At 72.6% G+C, this 19,759-nt stretch carries 14 protein-coding genes and 3 pseudogenes; 12 read left to right on the top strand and 5 right to left on the bottom strand.

What is annotated here, in order from left to right:
* Positions 1–27 precede the first annotated feature (27 nt).
* The 8 genes from ACOJTC_RS31165 (at position 28) to ACOJTC_RS31130 (ending at position 9,291) form a co-directional block, all read left to right on the top strand.
* Positions 28–1,314, top strand: a complete 1,287-nt coding sequence (locus tag ACOJTC_RS31165; RefSeq protein WP_420119559.1) for a hypothetical protein — start codon at positions 28–30, stop codon at positions 1,312–1,314.
* Between the two features lie 304 nt (positions 1,315–1,618).
* A complete protein-coding gene (rpsB, locus tag ACOJTC_RS31160; RefSeq protein WP_420119558.1) occupies positions 1,619–2,497 on the top strand; it encodes a 30S ribosomal protein S2 in 879 nt (292 codons plus the stop codon).
* Between the two features lie 135 nt (positions 2,498–2,632).
* Positions 2,633–3,460 (top strand): translation elongation factor Ts, encoded by an 828-nt coding sequence (tsf, locus tag ACOJTC_RS31155; protein WP_363652264.1) that lies wholly within the window; start codon positions 2,633–2,635, stop codon positions 3,458–3,460.
* Between the two features lie 171 nt (positions 3,461–3,631).
* On the top strand, positions 3,632–4,399 hold the full coding sequence (gene pyrH / locus ACOJTC_RS31150) for a UMP kinase (RefSeq protein WP_420119557.1): 768 nt from the start codon (positions 3,632–3,634) through the stop codon (positions 4,397–4,399).
* An 86-nt stretch (positions 4,400–4,485) separates the two neighbouring features.
* Entirely contained in the window at positions 4,486–5,043 is a 558-nt protein-coding gene (gene frr / locus ACOJTC_RS31145) for a ribosome recycling factor (RefSeq protein ID WP_204923838.1), read from the top strand.
* A 468-nt stretch (positions 5,044–5,511) separates the two neighbouring features.
* Positions 5,512–6,792 carry a phosphatidate cytidylyltransferase gene (locus tag ACOJTC_RS31140; protein WP_420119556.1) on the top strand — a complete coding sequence of 427 codons (1,281 nt, stop codon included), beginning with the start codon at positions 5,512–5,514 and terminating at the stop codon, positions 6,790–6,792.
* Positions 6,793–6,896: 104 nt separating this feature from the next.
* Complete coding sequence (rlmN, locus tag ACOJTC_RS31135) at positions 6,897–8,048, top strand: 23S rRNA (adenine(2503)-C(2))-methyltransferase RlmN (protein ID WP_204923840.1); 1,152 nt, start codon at positions 6,897–6,899, stop codon at positions 8,046–8,048.
* A gap of 22 nt (positions 8,049–8,070) precedes the next feature.
* A complete protein-coding gene (locus tag ACOJTC_RS31130; protein ID WP_420119555.1) occupies positions 8,071–9,291 on the top strand; it encodes a DivIVA domain-containing protein in 1,221 nt (406 codons plus the stop codon).
* A 69-nt stretch (positions 9,292–9,360) separates the two neighbouring features.
* On the opposite strand, the gene ACOJTC_RS31125 is transcribed toward ACOJTC_RS31130, so the two are convergent.
* Positions 9,361–9,582, bottom strand: a complete 222-nt coding sequence (locus ACOJTC_RS31125; protein WP_088645513.1) for a DUF2631 domain-containing protein — start codon at positions 9,580–9,582, stop codon at positions 9,361–9,363.
* Between the two features lie 264 nt (positions 9,583–9,846).
* Between ACOJTC_RS31125 and ACOJTC_RS31120 the strand changes: the two genes are divergently transcribed.
* Together ACOJTC_RS31120 and ACOJTC_RS31115 are read left to right on the top strand one after the other, a co-directional pair.
* Complete coding sequence (locus tag ACOJTC_RS31120) at positions 9,847–11,397, top strand: Rieske 2Fe-2S domain-containing protein (protein ID WP_420119554.1); 1,551 nt, start codon at positions 9,847–9,849, stop codon at positions 11,395–11,397.
* Between the two features lie 107 nt (positions 11,398–11,504).
* A pseudogene (locus ACOJTC_RS31115) lies at positions 11,505–12,225 on the top strand (TMEM175 family protein); the annotation flags it as partial.
* A gap of 52 nt (positions 12,226–12,277) precedes the next feature.
* Here the strand turns inward: ACOJTC_RS31115 and ACOJTC_RS31110 are convergent.
* Positions 12,278–13,879, bottom strand: coding sequence for a phytoene desaturase family protein (locus tag ACOJTC_RS31110; RefSeq protein WP_420119553.1), 1,602 nt, complete (start codon positions 13,877–13,879; stop codon positions 12,278–12,280).
* Positions 13,880–14,097: 218 nt separating this feature from the next.
* Here ACOJTC_RS31110 and ACOJTC_RS31105 point away from each other — a divergent pair, with 218 nt between their 5' ends.
* Positions 14,098–16,509 carry an MMPL family transporter gene (locus tag ACOJTC_RS31105; RefSeq protein WP_420119552.1) on the top strand — a complete coding sequence of 804 codons (2,412 nt, stop codon included), beginning with the start codon at positions 14,098–14,100 and terminating at the stop codon, positions 16,507–16,509.
* Here ACOJTC_RS31105 and ACOJTC_RS31100 read toward each other — a convergent pair.
* Both ACOJTC_RS31100 and ACOJTC_RS31095 read right to left on the bottom strand, forming a co-directional pair.
* Positions 16,458–17,291, bottom strand: a pseudogene (locus ACOJTC_RS31100) (YhjD/YihY/BrkB family envelope integrity protein); the annotation flags it as partial. The gene ACOJTC_RS31105 and the pseudogene ACOJTC_RS31100 overlap by 52 nt on opposite strands.
* A gap of 255 nt (positions 17,292–17,546) precedes the next feature.
* Entirely contained in the window at positions 17,547–17,780 is a 234-nt protein-coding gene (locus tag ACOJTC_RS31095) for a hypothetical protein (RefSeq protein ID WP_420119551.1), read from the bottom strand.
* Between the two features lie 26 nt (positions 17,781–17,806).
* Between ACOJTC_RS31095 and ACOJTC_RS31090 the strand changes: the two genes are divergently transcribed.
* A complete protein-coding gene (locus ACOJTC_RS31090) occupies positions 17,807–19,366 on the top strand; it encodes a pectate lyase family protein (RefSeq protein WP_420119550.1) in 1,560 nt (519 codons plus the stop codon).
* Positions 19,367–19,468: 102 nt separating this feature from the next.
* Here the strand turns inward: ACOJTC_RS31090 and ACOJTC_RS31085 are convergent.
* Positions 19,469–19,759 (bottom strand): annotated as a pseudogene (locus tag ACOJTC_RS31085) (flavin reductase); the annotation flags it as partial.

Here is a 19,759-nt window from a genome sequence, read left to right as displayed (position 1 = left end):
ACGGGTCGGTCGCATACGGTGCCGGACGTGGACGCACGACGGAGCTACCCCGAAGATCAGGAGTCGCGCTGGTACCCGGCCGGCCGGGACCGCGCGTACGACGACCCGGACTGGCGGACGGCGAGCGGGGTGCGCCGGTACGACGAGCTGCGGACACCCGACCAGCGGGCTGCCGAGGAGGGCCGGTACGCGGATGCGAAACGCCTCGACCCGGGGCGCTTCGACGCGGCCGACCCGTTGGGTGACGGCGCGGGCGACTCCGCCGGATACCGGCCGACCCGGCTCCGTCGGGACGAACCGGAGGTCTCCGGCGAACTCCCCACCGACCGGGTGGGCCGACGGGCCGCCCGGGAGGCCGGCGTCGGCGACTCCGGGCCGCTCGGGGACACCGGCACGGGAGTGCTCGGCGGCTCCCCCCGGGGCATCGGCGACACCGGTACCGGTCGGCTGGCCGATACCGGCCTGGGACGGAGTGTGAGCGACACCGGCACCGGCCACCTGACGGACACCGGGCCGGGACGGAGTGTGGGTGACACCGGCACCGGCCGGCTGGCCGACACCGGCCTGGGACGGAGCGTGGGCGACACCGGGAGCGGCCCGCTCGGCGCGGCCCGGTCGAGCGGCGACACCGGCGTCGGGGCACTCGGTGGCCTCCCGGTGCGGGGTGCCGGTGACACCGGGGCCGGCCTGCTGACCGGCCCCGGGGTGGACCGGGGCGTCGGCGACCCGGGCCGGTCGGGCGGTGCCGGTCGGTTCGGCGCGGCTGACGGCGGCACCGGTCGGTTCGCCGCCGACTCCGGTGTGCTGGGGGTCAGCGGGGTCGGCCCGCTGGCCGGCTCCGAGGCGGGTCGACCGGCGGCGCTGGGCAACTATCCGATCGTCGAGCCGAGCCGGCCGGCCGAGCCCTCCCCGCTGGAGGTGCCGACCGGCCCGATGGCGCCGGTCGTGCCCCGTCCGGACGGCGTGGCCGGCCCCGACGGGACGTACCGGACGGGCGCGCCGGCCTCCGACGGCGTCTACCGCACCCGGCGGCCGGCGCTGGCGGCGTTGCTGGGCCTGTCGGTGCTGGTCTTCGAGATCCCGGCGCTACGGGTGCTGCTGCACGGACTGACCGGCGATCCGGTCCCGGTGGCGCACGTCGTCGTGGGCGTCTTCCTGGTGGCCGGTCTGCCGATCTTCGCCGGCGGCCTGTACGGGCTGCGGGCCGGCGGGCTGGCGATGGCCGACGGCGACCGGGGCTGTCTGCGCCCACCGACCGCCTATCTCACCATCGGGCTGGTCCTCTTCGTCGCCGCCGCCCTCGCCGCCCGCTGACCCGCCCGTCGGCAGTCCTCGCCGCCCGTTGAGCCGCCCGCCAGCATTGGTGGCCGCACCCCCGTCCCGGGCCGTCCCTGCGCCGGAGGGGAGCCCGGGGCCGGGTGGCGGGGTGGGGGCGTACACTGGGCTCTTGGCGACCGCCTTGCGCGGTCGACCTCGCGTGCCCTCTCCACGTCTCGTCGTGGGGCGACGGCCTCCCTGGTCCCGATCCCGTCGGGCCCACCATGGCCGGCGACCAGGCGCCAGGACGCCCGGCCACCGGTCGGGCGGAACAACCAGGGATCTTGAGGAGTACCCCACCATGGCCGTCGTGACCATGCGTCAGCTGCTGGAGAGCGGTGTCCACTTCGGGCACCAGACCCGGCGCTGGAACCCGAAGATGAAGCGCTTCATCATGACCGAGCGCAACGGCATCTACATCATCGACCTGCGCCAGACCCTCGACTACATCGAGAAGGCGTACGACTTCGTGCGCAACACGGTGGCCGAGGGCGGCAGCATCCTGTTCGTCGGCACCAAGAAGCAGGCTCAGGAGGCCATCTCCGAGCAGGCCACCCGGGTCGGTCAGCCGTACGTCAACCACCGTTGGCTCGGTGGCATGCTGACCAACTTCCAGACGGTGTACAAGCGGCTCCAGCGGATGAAGGAGCTGGAGGCGCTGGGTGACCTGACCGGCACCGCCGCCGGGTACACCAAGAAGGAGACCCTCCAGCTGTTCCGCGAGAAGACCAAGCTCACCAAGACCCTCGGTGGTCTGCGGGACATGCAGAAGCTCCCGGCCGCGGTCTGGATCGTCGACACCAAGAAGGAGCACATCGCCGTCGACGAGGCCCGCAAGCTGGGCATCCCGGTGATCGCGGTGCTGGACACCAACTGCGACCCGGACGAGGTCGACTTCCCGATCCCGGGCAACGACGACGCGATCCGCTCCGCCGAGCTGCTGACCAAGGTCGTGGCCGCCGCCGTCGCCGACGGCCTGATCGCCCGTTCCGGCCGGCGTCGCGGTGGCGACGAGAAGCCGGAGGCGGGTCAGGTCGGCAGCGACGAGCCGCTGACCGAGTGGGAGCGCGAGCTGCTGGAGCCGAAGAAGGCCGACGAGCAGCCGGCGGCCGAGGCCCAGCAGCCGGCGGCCGACGCGCAGCAGCCGGCCGAGCAGCCGGCCACCGCCGCCGCCGAGTGACCGCACCGTCGCGTCCCGCCGCCCGGACGACCGGGCGGCGGGGTGCGACGGTTTCTGCCGGGCACGTCCGGTGCTGTTCCGGGTAAACCGGCACCTCAGACCACCCACCGCAGTCTCAACACCGAAGAGAGAGTCATGTCCAACTTCACCGCCGCGGATGTCAAGAAGCTCCGCGACCTCACCGGCGCCGGCATGATGGACTGCAAGAAGGCGCTCACCGAGGCGGAGGGCGACTTCGACAAGGCCGTCGAGATCCTGCGCGTCAAGGGCGCGAAGGACGTCGGCAAGCGGGCCGGCCGGACCGCCGCCAACGGCCTCATCGCGCACTCGGGCAAGGCGCTGCTGGAGCTCAACTGCGAGACCGACTTCGTGGCCAAGACCGACGCCTTCGTCGCCCTGGCCCAGCAGCTGGTCGAGCACGGTGAGCGCAGCGGCGTCGGCACCGCCGAGGAGCTGCTCGCCACCGAGTTGGACGGCAAGACCGTCGCCGACCTGGTCCAGGAGCAGTCCGCCAAGATCGGCGAGAAGCTGGTGCTGAACCGCTTCGCCAAGCTCGACGGCACCGTCGCGGTCTACCTGCACCGCAAGAGCCAGGACCTGCCGCCGGCCGTCGGCGTGCTGGTGGAGTACACCGGCAAGACCGACGAGGCCGCCGACGCCGACGCCCGGGGCACCGCGATGCAGATCGCCGCGATGCGCCCGAAGTACGTCACCCGCGACGAGGTGCCGGCCGACGTCGTCGAGTCCGAGCGGCGCATCGCCGAGCAGACCGCCCGCGAGGAGAACAAGCCCGAGGCGGCCCTGCCGAAGATCGTCGAGGGTCGGGTGAACGCCTTCTTCAAGGACTACGTCCTGATCGAGCAGGCGTCGGTGTCCGACAACAAGAAGACCGTCAAGCAGGTGCTGGCCGAGGCCGGCATCGAGGTGACCCGCTTCCTCCGGTTCGAGGTCGGCCAGGCCTGAGCCGCCCACGGACCGGGCGCGGACACCGCGCCCGGACGGGCACGCAACGTCGACGGGGGGGCCGCCGGGGTGCGGGACAGGCCCCCCGGCCGCCGCGGCCCCTAGGGTGGGGCACCGGCCGGTGCGCGGTGACGCGGCGCGGTCGACGTGCGCGCGGGAAGGGCGGGGCGGATGACACAGGTTGTGAACGACCGGAGCCTGGAGGCGGACGACCCGACGGCGCCGCCGCCCGGCCGCGCCCGCCGAGTGGTGCTGAAGCTCTCCGGCGAGGTGTTCGGCGGTGGGGCGATCGGTGTCGACCCGGACGTCGTGCAGGCCATCGCCCGGCAGATCGCCACCGTCGTACGACGTGGTGTGCAGGTCTCCGTGGTGGTCGGCGGCGGCAACTTCTTCCGGGGCGCGGAGCTGCAGAAGCGCGGCATGGATCGGGCCAGCGCCGACTACATGGGCATGCTGGGCACAGTGATGAACTGCCTGGCGTTGCAGGACTTCCTGGAGAAGGAGGGCATCGAGACGCGCGTGCAGAGCGCGATCACGATGGCCCAGGTCGCCGAGCCGTACATTCCGCTGCGGGCGATCCGGCACCTGGAGAAGGGGCGGGTGGTCATCTTCGGGGCCGGGGCCGGGATGCCGTACTTCTCCACCGACACGGTGGCCGCCCAGCGGGCCCTGGAGATCCGCGCCGACGTGGTGCTGATGAGCAAGAACGGCGTGGACGGCGTCTACAGCGCCGACCCGCGGATCGACCCGGACGCCAGCAAGTTCGACTCGATCACCTTCTCCGAGGTGCTGCGCCGTAACCTGCGGGTGGCCGACGCGGCGGCGTTCAGCCTCTGCATGGAGAACGGGCTGCCGATGCTGGTCTTCGGCGCCCAGGGCGAGGACACGATCATCCGGGCCGTCGGCGGCGACAAGATCGGTACGCTGATCACCGCCTGACCGATCCCGCCGGCCACCGCAGCGGTCCTCCGTACCAGAGCAGCAGATCAGCCCACGACGAGCAACAGAAGGAGGCGAGGAGACCGGTGATCGACGACACCCTCCTCGAGGCCGAGGAGAAGATGGAGCGTGCGGTCGAGCACGCCAAGGAGGAGTTCGGCGCCATCCGTACCGGTCGCGCCAACGCCGCCATGTTCTCCAAGGTCATCATCGACTACTACGGCACGCCCACCCCGCTGCCCCAGATGGCGTCCATCGGGGTGCCCGAGCCGCGCATGGTCATCATCAAGCCGTACGACAACTCGCAGATCAACGCCATGGAGAAGGCGATCCGCGACTCGGACCTCGGGCTGAACCCGAACAACGAGGGCAACCAGCTGCGCATCCTGCTCCCGCAGATGACCGAGGAACGCCGCCGCGAAATGATCAAGGTGGCCCGGCACAAGGGCGAGGAAGCCAAGGTGGCGGTCCGCAACGTCCGCCGCAAGGGCAAGGAAGAGCTGGACCGGCTGGTCAAGGACGGCGAGGTCGGCGAGGACGACGGCCGCCGCGCCGAGAAGGAACTCGACGACCTGACCCAGCGGTACGTCGCCACCGTCGACGAGCTGGTCAAGCACAAGGAGTCGGAGCTGCTCGAAGTCTGAGCTCCCGGCTGCCACGGCACCGGCGCGGCACCGCCTGACGGCGGCGTCGCTCCGGTGCCGTCGTCGTTGGGGTCGCCGTCGTCCTGGGGGTGCCGCCGTCCTGGAGGTGGTCGCGTAGGGGAGGTGGCCGCGTCGGGGAGATGCCGGCGGGTGGAGACCGGCTCCCCGATCGCCAGGGGCGCCGGCCGGAGGGGGCACCGCGCGGAACCCACCGTCTCCGCGCGGTGACCGGCCGGCGGGACGGGGCCGGCGGGCGGGCGGCACGGACGCCACCGCTGGCCAACCGGGCCCGGCGTCCACCGTGCCCGGCCGGCCCGTGCAGTAGGCTCGGCACGATTCCCGGCCACCGGGCGGTGAACGGCGGGGATCGATCGGCCGTCGGGCCGGTCAACCGAAGTAGTCACGCGGGTAGGGGATGGTTGTGGTCTTGCGTCATGTGGTGGCACTCGTACCGTCGTCCGGTACGTGATGTCCCCCCTCGACCCCTACAGCGGCACCGAGCCCCGTGGCTGGGAGCGGTCCGACCGCCCTCCGGCGTTGCCCTGGCCGGACCGGGAGGTCGAACCGTGGTCTCCCCGGCAGTCGGGCACCGACCTGTCCGCGGTGCCGCAGGCCCCGCCCCGACCGCCCGTCCGCCGGCACGACGAGTCGCCTGACGGTCCGTACGACCCGCCGGTGGCCGGCCGGCCGTTCGCCGACGACGACGCCCCGACCTCGCAGCTACCCCCGGTCCGCGACGACGACGCTCCGACCGCCCAGCTGCCCCCGGTCCGCGACGACGCCGTCCCCACCTCGCCGTTCACCCCGGTCCGGACCGACGACGCCGCCCGGCCCGAGGTCGACGCCGACCCGCAGGAGCCACCGCCCGGCCGGCGGTCCCCGGGTCGGCGACGGGCCAGCGCCGAGCGGCCCGCCACCGGGCAGCCGTCGACCGGCCGGGCCGGGCGCAACCTGCCGGCCGCGATCGGGGTCGGACTCGGGCTCGGTGCGCTGGTCCTGGTCCCGCTCTTCTTCTTCCTCCCCGGTTTCCTGGCCGTGCTGGCCGGCGCGATCGGGGTCGGCATCTGGGAGATGGCCCGCGCGGTACGGCGCAGCGGCGCCCATCCGCCGCTGGTGCCGCTGCTCGCCGGTGGCGTGCTCACCATCGGGCTGGCCTGGTTCGCCGGCCCCGACGCGCTGAGCCTGGGCCTGCTGGTCACCGTGCTGGGCACGATGATCTGGCGGTTGGGTGACGGCCCGGCCGGTTTCCAACGGGACATCACCGCGGCCACCCTGATCGCGGTCTACGTGCCGTTCCTGGGCGGCTTCGCGGCGATGCTCGCGGCGGCCCCCGGCGACGGCCCGTTGCGGGTGCTGGTCACCGTGGCCGGCGTGGTGCTCTCCGACACCGGCGGGTACGCCGCCGGGGCGAACTTCGGCAAGCATTCGATGGCCCCCCGGATCAGCCCGAAGAAGTCCTGGGAGGGGTTCGCCGGTTCGGTCGTCGCCGCGGCCGTCGGCAGCGCCCTGCTGATCTGGCTGCTCTTCGACGTGGCCCCCTGGTGGGGCGCGCTGTTCGGGGTGGCGGTCTCGGTGGCGGCGGTGCTGGGTGACCTCGCCGAGTCGATGATCAAACGGGATCTGGGCGTGAAGGACATGAGCAGCCTGTTGCCGGGGCACGGGGGGCTGATGGACCGGCTGGACTCGATCCTGTTCGCCGTACCCACCGCCTATCTGCTGCTGGCGGTCCTCGTACCGGTGGTGGGCTGAGGGATGAATCACGCCGTGCCACCCGGGCGGTCCCGGCGGCGGGGGTCGATTCGGCACCTCCGGACGGGCGGCTGCGGCACACGGCGTGACAGACTGGACCAGCCATGACGAGCCTGCCTGTGATCCCCGTTGACCCCGACGCCCCCGGCCGCCGCCCGGCGATGCCTCCCCGGCACCTGGCCGATCTCGATCTGCCGGGCCGGAAGGCGCTCGTCACCGAGCTGGGCGAGCCGGCCTTCCGGGCCCGGCAGATCTCCCACCACTACTTCGGTCGGCTGGTCCGCGACCCGGCTGAGATGACCGACCTGCCGGCGGCCAGCCGGGACCGGCTGGCCGGGGCGCTGCTGCCCCGGCTGCTCACCCCGGTCCGGGAGCTGGCCTGCGACGACGGCGCCACCCGCAAGGCGCTGTGGCGGCTGCACGACGGTTCGCTGGTGGAGAGCGTGCTGATGGGCTACCCGGACCGGGTCACCGTCTGTATCTCCAGCCAGGCGGGGTGCGGCATGGCCTGCCCGTTCTGCGCCACCGGCCAGGCCGGGCTGACCCGTAACCTCTCCGCCGCCGAGATCGTCGACCAGGCGGTCTACCTGGCCGGGGTCGCCGCCTCGGGCGCGGTGGCCGGGTCGCCGCCCCGGCTGTCCCACGTCGTGTTCATGGGCATGGGTGAGCCGTTGGCAAACTACTCCCGGGTCGTCACGGCGATCCGGCGGCTGGTCGCGCCGGCCCCGGAGGGGCTGGGTCTGTCGCAGCGTCACGTCACCGTCTCCACGGTCGGTCTGGTGCCGGCCATCCGCCGACTGGCCAGCGAAGACCTCTCGGTGACCCTTGCGTTGTCGCTGCATGCGCCCGATGATGAGCTGCGCGACGAACTCGTGCCGGTCAACCAGCGCTGGAAGGTAGCCGAGGTGCTGGACGCAGCGTGGGACTACGCGGCGACGACGGGCCGCCGGGTGTCGATCGAGTACGCGATGATCAAGGACGTGAACGATCAACCGTGGCGGGCCGACCTGCTCGGACGCCTGTTGGCCGGACGGTCGGCGCACGTCAACCTCATCCCGCTCAATCCGACGCCGGGCAGCCGGTGGGACGCCAGTGCCAAGCCGGTGGAACGGGAGTTCGTCCGACGGTTGCGCGAGTCCGGCGTGTCCACCACGGTGCGTGACACCCGGGGGCGTGAGATCGACGGTGCGTGCGGGCAGTTGGCTGCCGCGGGGGACAGTGACAGCGAAGCGCCGCGCGGGCGCGACCGGGCGTAGCGGTACGAGACCAGGAGACATAGTGGCGAGTCAGGGTCAGCGTTTCCGGCGTAAGGCGCTCCGCCGGGGCTACAAGGTCGACGAGGTCGACGCCTTCCTGGATCGGGTGGAGGCGACCCTCGCCGGTCAGCCGGTCGGTGCTCCGGTGGCTTCCCAGGAGGTCCACGACGTCGTCTTCCGGGTCCGCTTCAACGGTTACGACGAGTGGCAGGTCGACCTGCACCTGGACCGGGTGGAGCGGCAGCTGGCCGAGCTGGAGGAACGGTCCGCCCCGACCGGTCGCGGTGCCGACCCGCGCGGCGCGGACCGGCTCGCCCCGCCGATGCGTGACGACCACCGGGGCCTCCCGCAGACCCCGCCGTCGATGCCGCCGCGCGCCATGCCGGCGCAGCCCGGCCCACCCGACCGGTACGGCAGCCGCTACGACGAGCCGACCGGTGCCTTCGCCGGGGGCTACGACGCCCCGCGTGGCGGGTACGACGCCCCGCGCGGCCAGTTGGGGCCGGGCCCCGGCGGCCCGATGGGCCCCGGTCCGGGTGCGCCGATGGGTCACGGTGGCCCGCCGCCGCGTGGTCTGCCGGCCGGTCCGGGCAGTGGCTACGGACCACCCCCCGACGAGCAGCGTTTCGACGGGTTCGAGGCCGGTCGCCACGGCCGTGCCGACATGAACGCCGAGAACCGGATGCCGGAGCGGGACCGCATGTCGGACCGGGACCGGATGCCCGACCGGGACCGCATGCCGGAGCGGGACCGCATGCTGGACCGCGACCGGATGCCCGAGTACGACCGCATGCCCGACCGGGACCGGATGCCGGAGCGGGACCCCATGCTGGACCGCGACCCCCGGGACATGCGTGGCCGGGGCCCGGCCGGCCCTCCGCCGATGCCGCCGCAGTCGCTGGGTGGCCCCCCGCTGGGCGGCCCGCCCGCGCAGATGGGCCCGCCGGTCGGTGGCCCGCCGATGGTGGGTCCGCCGATGGCCGGTCCGCCGGGCAGCGAGCTGTACCGGGTCGACCAGATCCGGCGCAGCTTCCAGGTGCGCCGGTTCGGCAGCGGATACGACCCGGACCAGGTGGACCGGTTCTTCGAGAGCCTGCTCGGTGGGATGCAGGGCCGTAACCAGATGCCGGTGAACCCGAAGGACCTGGACACGTTGCGCTTCGGCCTGGTGCCGGGCGGCTACTTCGAGGCCGAGGTCGACGCCGCGCTCAAGGACGTGCAGGACATCCTCTTCGGCCGGTGATCCACCACACGTGACGAGGGCCCACCCCCGGCCGGGGGTGGGCCCTCGTGGCGTTGCGGGGGCGGTGCGTCAGGAGCGCAGCCCGCTGCGACGCAGCACGGCGTCGCCGACGACGATCGCCAGCAACAGCACCGCCAGGCCGACCAGCCAGATGTCCTCGACCTTGCCCTCGTGGTTGCCGCACAGCATCGCCAGCAGCGCCAACGCGGAGAGCACCGCGCCGATCCGCCCGGCCTTGCGGTGCCCGGGCCTGTGCTGATCTGGCGCGGTTACCGGCTCGCTTCCTGCCACTGTCGGTCCTTCCCTCGCGATCGGATCTCCGGTTAGTCTGGCACGCCCCGCCCCGGGCCCGGTGCGGGGTCCGCCCTGCTGGAGGCGCGGTACGGCGCAGGACCACGCCACCGGGTGGGGTTGGCCGGCCGGGGCGGCACCCGGGCCGAAGGTCCCCTTCCCGGTGGGGCGGGTCGGCTCTACCGGCGTCGCGGGCCGTCGACCACACTGCCTCCGGTAGCGTTCCTGACGTACACCTTGATTGTCTGTTTGAGGGGGACTGCGGTGCGAGTGACCGGTACGGGACACGCCAGCATGCGGATCGACACGGCTGCGGGCAGCATCCTGTGCGACCCGTGGGTCAATCCGGCCTACTTCGCCTCGTGGTTCCCGTTCCCCGACAACTCCCTGCTCGACTGGGAGACCCTGGGCCGGGTCGACTACCTGTACGTGTCGCACCTGCACCGGGACCACTTCGACGCCAAACACCTGCGGGACTTCGTCTCGAAGGACGCCACCGTCCTGCTGCCCGAGTTCCCCACCTCGGAGATGGAGGACGAGCTGCGGGCGCTGGGCTTCACGAAGTTCCTGCGGGCCCCCAACGAGCAGGTGGTGGAGCTGGACGGCGGCCTGAAGATCATGATTCAGGCGTTGACCAGCCCGACCGACGGCCCGATCGGCGACTCGTCGCTCTGGGTGGAGTACGACGGGGTCCGGCTGCTCAACCAGAACGACGCCCGCCCCACCGACCTCACCGTCTTCGCCGAGCTGGGCCACGTGCACGCGCACCTGCTCCAGTTCTCCGGCGCGATCTGGTACCCGATGGTCTACGAGCTGCCGCAGGCGGCGAAGACCGCGTTCGGCAAGCAGAAGCGGGAGCGGCAGTTCGACCGGACCTGGCGCTACATCGACGACCTGAAGGCCGACCACGTCTTCCCGATCGCCGGCCCGCCGTGCTTCCTCGACGACGCGCTGTGGCAGTTCAACGACATCCACGGCGACGAGGGCAACATCTTCCCGGACCAGTCGGTGTTCCTGTCGGAGTACGCGAAGGTCGGCGGCACCAACGGCATCGTGCTGCTGCCGGGCAGCGTCGCCGAGGTGACCACCTCCGGCGCGACCACCACCCACCCGCAGCCGGTCGAGGAGTTCTTCGCGAACAAGACCGCCCACCTGGAGGAGATGCGGGAGCGTAAGCGCGGCGTCATCGAGGCCGAGAAGGCGTCCTGGCGGCACCCCGAGATCGACGTGTTGGCCGGGATGAAGCGCCGGATCGAGCCGCTGCTCGACGAGTCGATCTACCTGGCCAAGGGCGTCGGCGGCCCGGTCCGCTTCGACCTGGTCGGCTACGACGGCGACAGCGTCGAGTCGATCGTGGTGGACTTCCCCGGCAAGGAGATCCGGCCGTACGCGGACGAGAAGGTCCGGTACCGGTTCCGCACCGAGCGGGCGCTGATCGAGCACCTGCTCTACATCGACGAGGTCGACTGGGTCAACTCGCTCTTCCTGTCCTGCCGTTTCTCGGCGGCCCGGATCGGCCAGTACAACGAGTTCGTGTACGCCTTCTTCAAGTGCCTGTCCACCGAGCGCCTCCAGTACGCCGAGGGCTGGTACGACGAGCACGAGCGGGCCGTCGACGCCGAGGACGTCACCCTGGGCGACTGGGTGGTGCAGCGCCGTTGCCCGCACCTGAAGGCGGACCTGACCCGGTTCGGCATCGTCGAGGGCGACCAGCTCACCTGCCAGCTGCACGGCTGGAAGTTCGACCTCCCCTCCGGCCGCTGCCTCACCAGCGTCGGCCACAAGATCCGCGCCGCCCGCACCCAAACCCCCTAACCCCTCCCCGACCCACCCCCGTTTCCGGCGATCATGGAGTTGTGCTGGGCCGCAGTGGCCCTGAACCGGTGCACCCCGGGCACCACAACTCCATGATCGACACAGGCATGGAGGGTGGGGTGAGGGTGGGCGTGGGGAGTGGGTGTGGGGTGGGGGACGAGGAGGAGTACGAGTTCGGGCATCGGCGGGAGAAGGAGCGGGACGCGTCGCGGGTGGAGGCGTTCAGCGACGCGGTGATCGCGATCGTGCTCACCCTGATGGCGGTGGAGCTGCTCCAACTCAGCCCGCAGCGGCCCGAGGGGCAGGACCTGCCCGGGGCGTTGTTCCACGAGTGGCCCGCGTACCTGGCGTACGTGATCACGTTCGTGATCGTCGGGCAGGTCTGGTTGACCCACCACAACATGTGGCGGTACGTCGTCAAGGTCGACCAGATGCTGCTCGTCCTCAATCTGCTGTTGCTGCTGTTCGTCGCGGCCATCCCGTTCGCGGCCAGCCTGCTCGCCGACAACCTGCGGGGCACCGTCGCCGACCAGCGGTTGACCGCCGCGCTCTACGTGGGCACGGTGCTCGGTGAGGCGCTGTTCTTCAACCTGAGCTGGTGGTGGGCCCGCCGCCGCCGACTGCTCGACCCGGGGCTGGACCCCCGGTTGGCCCGCGCCGTGGCCCGCCGGTTCCTGCTCGGCCCGGTGCTGTACGTCGTCGCGTTCGGCATCTCGTTCGTCGACCCGGTGCTCAGCCTCGCGGCGTACTTTCTGCTCACCGGGCTCTACCTGATCCGGGGTCCGGGCGACCTGCCGTCCTCCCGGCCGGCCCCCGCCTGAGCGGGGGCGCGGGCCGGTCGGGTGTCAGCGGCCGGTCGGGGTCAGCGGCCGGTCGGGTGTCAGCGGCCCAGGTCGGCGAGGATGCGCTGGGCGGCGTTGTGGCCGGCCGCGCCGATCACGCTGCCTGCCGGATGGCAGCCGGCGCTGCCCGCGTACACCCCGTCGATGCCGGTGGCGTACGGCATCCGGTCGGTGAACGAGACGGTGTTGTCGACGTGGTGGATGTGCCCGCCGGTGATGCCGAAGTGCGCCTCGATGCCGGGCGGGGGCAGCGGCACCGCGTCGGCGATCAGGTCACCGGTGCCCGGGGCGTACCGTTCGCAGATCTCCACCAGCCGGGTGACGTAGCCGGGCAACGCGGTGTCCCAGTCGGTGCCGGCCAGCGTGTAGGGCACCGACTGGACGAACAGCGCCGACGAGTGGTGCCCGGCCGGGTCGGACAGCGACGGGTCGACGGTGGTGTGCAGGTACCACTCGATGGTCGGCTCGTCGGGCAGCCGCCCGGCCTGCACGTCGGCCCACATCGCCCGCAGCGCCGCCATCGGCGACTCGCCGCCCGCCCCGACCAGCGACGCCGACCCGGGGAGCAGGTGGATGGTGGACCCGAACGGGCTGGGCGCGTCGGCCGGCAGGCAGGAGAACCGGGGCAGCCCGGTCAGCGCCAGGTTGAGCTTCAGGGTGGTGCCGGGCCGGCGGACCGCCGCCATCCGCGCGCCCAGCTCCGCCGGCAGCGCGCCGTCGGGCACCAGCTCCATCAGCCGGTACGGGTCACACGCGCCGAGCACCACCTCGGCGGCGACCTCCCGCCCGTCGGCCAGCCGCACGCCGGAGGCCGCGCCCCCGGACAGGGTGACGGCGTCGACCCGGGCACCGGTCAGGATGGTCGCCCCGGCGGCGCGGGCGGCCTCGGCGAAGGTGCGGGAGACGGTGCCCATCCCGCCCTGGGCGATCATCCAGGTGCCGTCCGCGCCGGGCAGCCGGCACATGTTGTGCACGAGGAAGTTGTGGCCGGTGCCGGGGTCGTCCGGGCCGGCGTTGAGGCCGGACAGCCCGTCGGTGACCGCGTACATGCTGACCAGCAGCTCGGAGCGGAAGTCGAAGCGGGCCAGATAGTCGGCGACGGAACCACGGACCAGGTCGACGAAGACCTGCCGCAGCTCGGGGCGGACGTAGCGCTCGGCGGTCTGCTCCACCGGCAGCGGCTCGGCCAGCCAGGCCGGGGCCAGGTCGGCGCGTAGCTGCGCCAGTTCGGCCTGGAGCGCGTCGTCGGCGGCCACGTCGGCGGGGGAGAAGAACTCGGTGAGCTGCCGCCGGGTCGCCGCGGTGTCGCTGCCGAACAGCAGGTACGGCGCACCGGGCCCGCCCGGGGTGGGCAGGAAGTAGTGCGGGTCGCGGCGCAGCACCGGGATGCGGACGTCGAGGGTGGCGAGCAGCTCCGGCGGCATCAGCCCCAGCAGGTACGACCCGGTGGAGTGGCGCAGCGCGGGCACCTTCGGGAACGGGTTCTCGGTGCGGGTGGCCCCGCCGATCACCTCCGCCGCCTCCAGCACCAGCACGTCCAGCCCGGCGCGGGCCAGCAGGACGGCGGAGACCAGCCCGTTGTGCCCCGATCCGACGATCACGACGTCGGCGCGGGACGGCAGCTCACTCGCATCGCTCATGCCTGCGCAGCCTAGTGCGGTACGCGGCGTCCGTGTGCCGGCTCGACCGGCGGGTGCCCCGCCCGCTCCGGCAACCGGGAGAGGCCGGTCCCGGCCCGTCGAACGTGAACGGTTGTTGCGATAGTGGACGTCGATCGCTGTGGGGCGGTCCCGGTGGGCGGCCCGGGTGCGGGCGGCGGTGGTTGGACGGGCCGGCGGGTCGACGAGGGGAGAGGCCGATGTTCGCCTGGTGGGGGCAGGTGGTGGTGCGCGCCCGGTGGGCGGTGCTGGCCGTCGCCGGGGTGCTGATCGCCGTCGGGGCGACCTGGGGCACCGGCGTCTTCGGCGAGCTGAGCGGAGGCGGCTTCGACGACCCGTCGAGCGAGTCCAGCCGGACCGTGCAGCGGGTGACCGCCGAACTCGGCAGGCAGGGTGCCGACGTGATCGTCCTGTGGTCCAGCGACACCGTCACCGTCGAGGACCCGCAGTTCCGCGACCCGGTCACCTACACGGTGGCCGGGCTGCGTCAGCGCGCCGAGGTGGCCGAGGTGACCACCTGGTACGACGCGCCCGCGCCCGCGCTGGTCGCCACCGACCACCGGGCCACCTACGCGCTGGTCAAGCTCACCGGCGGCGACGAGGACGCCCGCTCGGCGCAGTTCGCGGCGCTGCGCCCCGCACTGGACGCGCCCGGCCTGCGGACCGACGTCGGCGGGCTGGTGGCGTTCCAGGAGGCGGCCACCACCCAGAGCACCGAGGACGTGACCCGGGCCGAGCTGCTGTCCATGCCGGTGCTGCTGGTGCTGCTCGTGTTGATCTTCGGTGGGCTGGTCGCCGCCGGTACCCCGCTGCTCGTCGGCGGGCTGGCCATCCTCGGCGCGTTCGTGGCGGTGCGCCTGGTCAACCTGGTCACCGACGTGTCGATCTTCGCGATCAACGTGATCACCCTGATCGGCCTCGGGATGGCGGTCGACTACGCGCTGTTCATCGTCAGCCGGTTCCGGGAGGAGTTGGCCGCCGGCCGGTCCGTCGCCGAGGCGATCCGCCGCACCATGCTCACCGCCGGCCGGACCGTCTTCGTCTCCGGGCTGACCGTCGCGCTCGCCATGGCCAGCCTGCTGATCTTCCCGCAGCCGTTCCTGCGGTCGATGGGCTTCGGCGGGATGGCCGCCGTGCTGATCGCCATGCTGGCCGCGCTCACCGTGCTGCCGGCCCTGCTGGTGGTGCTCGGCCACCGGGTGGACGCGGTGCGCGTACCGCTGCCGTGGCGGCGGGGTGCGCGGCCGGCGGCGGGTGCGTCCGGCGGCGCCTGGGCCCGGATCGCGCGCAGCGTGATGCGCCGGCCGGCGCTGTACCTGGTGGGGGTCGCGCTGCTGCTCGGCGTGCTGGCCACCCCGTTCGCGCGGATCACCTTCGGCGGGGTCGACGAGCGGGTGCTGCCGGCGGACGCCGCACCCCGGGTGGTCTCCGAGCGGATCGCCGCCGAGTTCCCCGGCGGCACGATCGCCCCGGTCGAGGTGCTGGTCTCCGGCGCGCCCGCCGACGCGGTACGCCCGTTCGCCGACCGGATCGCGGCGCTGCCCGGGGTGACCGGGGTGCAGGTCACGGCGGCGAAGGGGGAGTCCACCCTGCTGTCGGTGAGCTACCCGGGGGAGCCGACCGGCGACGCCGCCCGGGACCTGGTGCGGACGCTGCGCGACCTGCCCGGCCCGGCCGGGGCGCAGGTGCTGGTCGGTGGGCGGCCCGCCGCCGACGTCGACCTGCTGGACAGCCTCGGCGACCGGCTGCCGTGGATGGCGCTGCTGATGGCCGGCGCGACCCTGCTGCTGCTCTTCCTCGCCTTCGGCTCGGTGGTGCTGCCGGTCAAGGCGGTGCTGATGAACCTGCTGTCGATCGGCGCGTCGTTCGGCGTGGTGGTCTGGATCTTCCAGGACGGGCACCTGTCCGGCCTGCTCGGCTTCACCTCCACCGGGTTCATCGAGCCGAGCAACCTCATCCTCATGCTCGCGGTGCTGTTCGGGCTGGCCACCGACTACGAGGTGTTCCTGCTCAGCCGGGTCCGCGAGGAGTGGGACCGCACCGGCGACAACACCGCCTCGGTCGCCACCGGCCTGCAACGCACCGGCCGGATCATCACCGCCGCCGCGCTGCTGCTGATCATCGTGGTGGCCGGCTTCACCACCGGCGGGATGGCCTACATCAAGCTGATCGGCGTCGGCATGATCGTGGCGATCGTGGTGGACGCGACGCTGGTCCGGGCGCTGCTCGTGCCGGCCACCATGCGGCTGCTGGGGCGGTGGAACTGGTGGGCCCCGGCCCCCCTGGCCCGGTTCTGGGCCCGCTACGGCCTGCGCGAGACCGACGACCCGGCGGAACCGCCGACGACCCCGGACACGTCGGCGTCGGCGTCGCCCGTCCCGTCGCCGGCGTCCGTCCCGGTGGTGTCGCCCGTCCCGGCGGCGGGGACCCCGGGCGGGTCGGCGGATGCCTCGGGCTGGTTCGCCGTGGCCGACGCGGCATCGACGCCTGCGGACGCGCTCCCGGGGCCCGACGTCGACGCCGAGTCGACGGTCGGGCCCGAGCCGGACGTCGACCCGGAGGCGGCGGCGCGGCGGGCCCGCCAGCGGGACAACGCGAGGGTGGCCGAGTAGCCGGCCAGCACGATCACGTGGAACAGGTAGAGCCAGAGCAGCACCGCGACGCCGGCCCCGACCGGGTCGAAGCCGCCGAACGGCACCCCGAGATCCAGCGGGAGCGAGCAGAACAGCACGAAGCCGTGCAGGAAGCCGGAGAGGTTGGCGGCGGTGAACGAGCCGACCGCCAACGTCGACAGCCAGTCCGGTGAGGCCGGCCCGACCACCCGGAACACCCACATCAGCACCGGGGTGAGCACCAGCCACACCGCCAGGAACGACAGCACGATGCCCAGGGCGGCGACCCAGCCGCCCTGCCGGATCAGCCGGGTGGTGGTGGGCAGCGCGATGAGGATCGACAGCAGCAGGGCGGGGGCGGGGGCGAGCAGCGGCAGCAACAGCAACCGGCCCCGCCAGCCGACCAGCGACTCGTCCGGGTTGGGGGCGACGGCCACCGAGACGAACGCCCGGCGCAGCCCCTCGCCGTAGAGCGAGGCGGGCAGCAGGGAGGCCAGCGCCAGTAGCGGGGTCAACTGCACCCCGGCGTTGACCAGCGCGTCCACCGCCTCGGGCGCACCGATCGCGTCCGGCAGCGTCTCCACGGCGTACGCGGTGAGCCGGCGTACCCGGTCCGCGCCGGCCAGCAGCGAGGTCAGCCAGATCGCCAGCAGGGCCACCGGCACCACGGCGATCGCCCCGTAGAAGGTGATCGCGGCGGCGTGCAGGGAGAGGTCCCGCCCGCGTACCGGTCGGAACGCGGCGCTGGTGATCCGCTTCGTACGCTGCCATGCGTCGCCCATCGCGATGTTCTTCCCCCTGTCGCCCGCCGCCACGCATCACGATCCCGCGTCATGCCCGTGTGCCAGCCATGATCGGCTCAACTCGGCCGATGTTGCGGTGTCGGGACGCCGTGATGGCGCAACATCAGCCCCGGCGAGTGGATCAATAGCGGGCTGGCCGGTAGATAGGCGGTCATTAGCCGCAATCCGGACGACGTCTTGCGGTGTCCATAGACGTCGCCCTATCCTCGCTTGTGGAAAGCGCTTTCCAGATGCTCAGTGCGGGTGCCCCGGCGAGTTCCACCACCGCCGCAGGCGCCAGTTCGCCGTGCGCGGCAGCACGGCGAGCGGGTCGACCCGACCACCGGCGCAGACACCCCTGGCCGGCCGGCGACTCCGCCTGACGGCCGCGAAGGCCCGGCCCGTCCCCGGCGCGCAGAGGTCCACCAGGACCACCGTCATCACCGCCGCCCGACCGGGCACCACACCACCCGGCGGCGGCACCACCACCAGGTAATGAGAAAGGTGACGCGAGGATGAGACGACCAGTTGCACGACGAGTCCAGGCGGGGCTGGCCACGGCCGCCGTCGGTGCCGCGATCTGCGTTGCCCTGCCGGTGCACCAGGCGTCGGCGGCGGCCGGCAGCGCCAGCGGCTACGCCACCCAGAACGGCGGCACCACCGGCGGCGCGGGCGGGCAGACCGTACGGGCCAGCACCGGCACCGCGATCCACGCGGCGCTGTGCAACCGGGCCAGCAGCAGCACCCCGATCGTGATCGAGGTGCAGGGCACGATCAACCACGGCAACACCACGAAGGTGTCGGGCAACAGCTGCAACACCGCAGCCGACAAGATCGAGCTGAAGGAGATCAGCAACGTCACCATCGTCGGGGTCGGCAGCGGGGCGGTCTTCGACCAGCTCGGCATCCACATCCGCGACTCCCGCAACATCATCATCCAGAACGTGACGGTGCGGAACGTCAAGAAGTCGGGCTCGCCCATCTCCAACGGCGGTGACGCCATCGGCATGGAGAGCAGCGTGCGCAACGTCTGGGTCGACCACACCACGCTGGAGGCGTCGGGCGGCGAGTCGGCGGGCTACGACGGGCTGTTCGACATGAAGGACGACGTCCAGTACGTGACGCTGTCGTACAGCATCCTGCGCAACTCCGGCCGGGGCGGCCTGATCGGCTCCAGCGAGAGCGACCGGGGCAACGGCTTCGTCACCTTCCACCACAACCTCTACCAGAACATCGACTCCCGTACGCCGTTGCTGCGGGGCGGGATCGCGCACATCTACAACAACTCGTACGTGCAGCTCAACGAGTCGGGGATCAACTCCCGGGCCGGCGCGCGGGCCAAGGTGGAGAACAACTACTTCAAGAACTCCCGGGACGTGCTGGGCACCTTCTACACCAGCGAGGCCGGCTACTGGCAGGCCAGCGGCAACATCCTGGACAACGTGACCTGGTCCAGCCCCGGCAGCGAGACCAACCCCGCCGGGCCGGGCATGCCGTCGAACACCAGCGTCAGCATCCCGTACTCCTACCGCCTCGACGGGGCGAGCTGCGTGCCGGACATCGTCCGGCAGACGGCCGGCGCGAACACCGGCCTCAAGGAGTCCAACGGAAGCTGCACGCCGACCACGCCGGCCCCGACCACCCCGGGACCGACCACGCCTGCGCCGACCACGCCGGCCCCGACCACCCCGCCGCCCACCAGCGTCCCCGGCGGGACCAACCTCAGCATCGGCGCCGGCTCCGACGGCTCCAGCAAGGCCAGCGGTACGAGCTACGGCGACGTCCGGGACGGCAACCTGAGCACCTACTGGTCGCCCGCCGGGTCGACCGGTGACATCTCGATCAAGTGGGGCTCCGCGACCAGCATCTCCTCGATCAACATCCGGGAGGCGTCGGGCTCGGCCGGCAGCGTCACCTCCTGGCAGGTGCTCAACGGTGACACCGGGGCGGTGCTGGCCTCCGGCAGCCGGGCCGGCGTGATCACCTTCGCCCGTACCTCCCTGAAGAAGGTCACCTTCCGGATCAACAGCTCTGCTGCCACCCCGAAGGTCGCCGAGTTCGAGACCTACGCCTGACCGTCGTCCCGGGCCGGTCCCGGGGCGGTGATCATCTCAGTGGGGCCGATGTTGGGGTGTCCGATCGGCGTGGACACCCCCACATCGGCCCCGTTGTGTCGATCAAGCGCCCGACGGCCACCCGTGGCGGGTCCACCCGATGAACCGGGTGAAGTAGGTGGCCGGGTCGACCGTGCCGGTGCCGACCCGCAGCGCGTCCGTGATCGCGTCGTGCATCAGCAGGCAGAGGTAGATGGACAGCGCCGGCCGGTCGTGGGCGTACTCCCGCCGGAGGCTCAGCTTGGCCGGCTGGCACGGCCACGGGGCGGCACAGGCCCGGCACCGCCAGGCGGGCCGCGCGGCGACGTGCCGACCGGAGCCGTCCGGCCGACCGCCCGCCAGCCACCTGCGCCG

The sequence above is a fragment of the Micromonospora sp. genome (assembly GCF_048594385.1).
Lineage (GTDB): Bacteria > Actinomycetota > Actinomycetes > Mycobacteriales > Micromonosporaceae > Micromonospora > Micromonospora wenchangensis.
The sequence above is the reverse complement of the archived record's forward strand: the minus strand, read 5'-3'. Positions and strand labels throughout refer to the sequence as shown.

Coding starts and splice junctions, on each gene's coding strand:
- rpsB (WP_420119558.1), top strand. CDS start 1,619: ATGGCCGTCGTGACCATGCGTCAGCTGCTGGAGAGCGGTGTCCACTTC.
- ACOJTC_RS31110 (WP_420119553.1), bottom strand. CDS start 13,879: ATGAGCGATGCGAGTGAGCTGCCGTCCCGCGCCGACGTCGTGATCGTC.
- ACOJTC_RS31090 (WP_420119550.1), top strand. CDS start 17,807: ATGAGACGACCAGTTGCACGACGAGTCCAGGCGGGGCTGGCCACGGCC.
- pyrH (WP_420119557.1), top strand. CDS start 3,632: ATGACACAGGTTGTGAACGACCGGAGCCTGGAGGCGGACGACCCGACG.
- ACOJTC_RS31140 (WP_420119556.1), top strand. CDS start 5,512: ATGTCCCCCCTCGACCCCTACAGCGGCACCGAGCCCCGTGGCTGGGAG.
- ACOJTC_RS31105 (WP_420119552.1), top strand. CDS start 14,098: ATGTTCGCCTGGTGGGGGCAGGTGGTGGTGCGCGCCCGGTGGGCGGTG.
- tsf (WP_363652264.1), top strand. CDS start 2,633: ATGTCCAACTTCACCGCCGCGGATGTCAAGAAGCTCCGCGACCTCACC.
- rlmN (WP_204923840.1), top strand. CDS start 6,897: ATGACGAGCCTGCCTGTGATCCCCGTTGACCCCGACGCCCCCGGCCGC.